This is a genomic window from bacterium (assembly GCA_037147175.1).
Lineage (GTDB): Bacteria > Cyanobacteriota > Vampirovibrionia > Gastranaerophilales > UBA9971 > UBA9971.
Genome location: JBAWVS010000101.1, coordinates 1 through 3,027 on the forward strand (window position 1 = coordinate 1; position 3,027 = coordinate 3,027).

Annotated in this window: 3 protein-coding genes; all 3 read left to right on the plus strand. The window is 31.6% G+C overall.

What is annotated here, in order from left to right; genetic code table 11:
* The first annotated feature begins 561 nt into the window (after positions 1-561).
* Positions 562-1,560, plus strand: a complete 999-nt coding sequence (locus tag WCG23_13210; GenBank protein ID MEI8390830.1) for a glycosyltransferase family 9 protein — start codon at positions 562-564, stop codon at positions 1,558-1,560.
* Between the two features lie 2 nt (positions 1,561-1,562).
* Entirely contained in the window at positions 1,563-1,979 is a 417-nt protein-coding gene (locus tag WCG23_13215; GenBank protein ID MEI8390831.1) for a hypothetical protein, read from the plus strand.
* 574 nt (positions 1,980-2,553) lie between these two features.
* The coding region (locus WCG23_13220; GenBank protein ID MEI8390832.1) for a hypothetical protein at positions 2,554-3,027 on the plus strand (474 nt) is incomplete at its 3' end.

Genomic DNA, 3,027 nt, shown 5'->3' on the forward strand with positions numbered 1-3,027 from the left:
AGAATTAAGTTAAAAAAACTTTATCCTAATAAATTAAATTAACAATGCACTAGTAGAGAATACCCTAAGAAATAACAAGTTTATAAAGTACTTCCGACTGGAGGTATAAAAATTTCGGCGTCCTCGAAAATTTCTTCAAAATTTTCTCATACGCATTTTCATCTAAAGGATGAATACGCCGCAGTAAATTTTTTTTAACTCTGAAGTAAGCATTTTTTTTGAAAATAAAATGTGTTCCAGTGTAAACCTTTTTGCTTTTTGGACTGGACTTCGTCCAGACCGAAGTTATAATGAAACTAAGTTAAGTAACTAAAACCCAAGGAGGACAATTAATTACAGGAAAATATAAATCAGGGATAAAATAAAAAAATCGAGATAATTCTTCCGTGGTGAACCGGCGATGCTCTATATAACAGGTATACGGATGTTGCACTTAAACAGTTGAATGCTAAATATCATGATAGTAAAAAATTTTGGCATCCTCGAAAATTTCTTCAATGTAAAATACGATTATGCTAAGATATATGCAGTTTAATGATGTTTTATGTGGAATTATAAATTTTGGCGAATTATCAAAATAAAAGAATAGATATTGTTCTCCCTTGGAGAATAGGGGATGCCATTTTAAATATTCCTATGCTTGTTGCGATTAGGCAACTTAATGAAAAATACAATGATAATAACGAAATAAGAATAGTTGCGCAGCCTTTTTTATCAAAGCTATATGCACCTTTGGATATTTTTCAGTGTAAACCTTTAACAGTTGGAAGCAAAATAATATCTAATTTGAACCCCACAGATATTGCTTTTTTTACTGAAACAATAAATACAAACTGGGGTTTTACTGCAAAGGTTAAGTATGGGCTTACAAATCCAGCTAAAAAGATTATAAAATTTGACCAAGAACTACCTTTTATGAATATCAATAAGTTTAGCGAATTTATACCTGCGAAATTGATCTTTTTCTTGCAGGATAAGTATGGACTAAGTCAATATTCAATAAGCTTATTTGGCATTCTATTGGAATTAGGCTATACGGCAGAACAAATAATAGAAACTTTTAATTTTAGCCCTAATTGTCTGGCTTTAAACAATTTTAAAGGTTTTATTCATCTTGTTATGAATGAAAAATATGTTGTTTTTTGTATGGAAGCTGCATACGGCAAAAAAGGCGATGCTAACAGGCGCTGGGATGAAGATTATTATATTGAAATAGCAAATAAATGTTTTGAAGAATTTAATCTTAAATCTGTTTTTGTAGGAATTAATCAGGATTTTAAACTGCCTGATAATCCTTATTTTATTGATTTAAGGAAAAAACTTGATTTGTTTCAACTGGCACAAATATCAAAATCTGCTATTTATTATATCGGAAATGACACAGCACCTTTGCATATAGCAAATATCATGCAAACGCCATCCATAGGTGCATATTTTATGAAACACAGCTTGACGGATTTTAGTCCTTTGTTTGCAGGCTTAAATACACAAGTTTATTGCCCTCAAACTCCTGATGAGATGTATGAAAAATTCAAAGAAAAATTTATGATTGTGAGCTAAATATGGGACTTCCTAAAAAAATAAAGAAAATTGCAATAATATTTGGTGCAAAAATTGCTGATGTTGTTAATATCCAGCCGATTTGCAGGGTTTTAAAACAAACTTATCCTGATTCAAAAATTGTTTTTGTAACCTGGCCTGGTGCTATACAGATTGCAGAATTATTGCCAGAAGTTGACTATGTTGAAACTTTTGACAATAAAGGCAGAGGTAAAAACCCTTTAATTTTCCTGCAAGATGCTTTAAAAATCAGATTAAAACATAAAATAGATTTAGCCGTTGTAATTAACGAATCTTCTACATACAGTTTAATGGCTTTTCTTATAGGTGCGAAGTACAGAATTGGTCGACATAAATCTGGTGTGGATTATATTTTTTTATCCAGTTTGGAGGGCGTAAATCTGCCTCAATGCGCCTAACATTGCCTGTTTAGCCAGTTGAGAAATTTTGAGAAAAATTAAGAAAAACTGGATAATTATTGGATAAAAGTTAGAAAAAATCAGAATGAATATTTTTTACACTTCGTCCTAAACCCTTGATACATCCATGTTTAAACCCTGTCTTCCTTTGTCTACGAATTTCTCATTTTTTAAGGAGTGGCGGAAGGTTGCGGAAGCCAGGGGGAAATGTGTCGAAGTTTTAAAAAGCTTGTCCTGCTTCGTTTACAAATATTTTATTCACAAAAATTCTGTAATTTTTAATCTGATAATTCTCAATCCGGGTGTTAAATACATGCATGAAAAAATAGGGCTTAAGAAGGAAGCAGGGCTGATAATAACCCTGCCATGTTTGATGCTAAATATTAAGTTGCTTTAAGAAAAGTTTCCGTATAGACACATTATTCCTAAGTTCCTTATGGTTAAAAATATAATTTTAGTTCACATACGAATACATTAGGACATAAAGGAACATATTTATCAGAATATTGTTGAATTTTCGGGAAGGTGATTTATCATACTCATTAGTATGAATGAATTACAAGGAACAATGTTTATGAGCGATAGGATTCTCGACACTTCAAAAGTTTGGTTGGATGTTAAAACTGTTGCTGAATTAAAAGGAATTACAGAAAGAGCAGTTCGTCTTTCTTTAAAGCAGCAGAATAAATACAAGTTTGAAACGGAAGATATTAGAGGAGGCAAAGCATATAAAATATGTTTGAGTTCTTTAGAGCCTGAATTACAAACAAAATTTCTTAACGAATATTATCAGGCTCTTGTACTTGAGGAAACGCAAACTGTTGATTTAGATATCCAGCCTGTTCAAGAAAAAATTATTCCTGAAAGTGTCAAACGAATTGCTCTTGCAAGACTCGACTTATTAAAACTATGGAAAGACTATATAAAGGAAAAGACGAATAAGAGTCAGGCAAATGAAGAATTTTTACAGTTATACAATACAGGTGAATTTTACAAGGATATTTTTGAAACACTCGGATCAACATCTATAGGAAGCCTTTACCGGTGG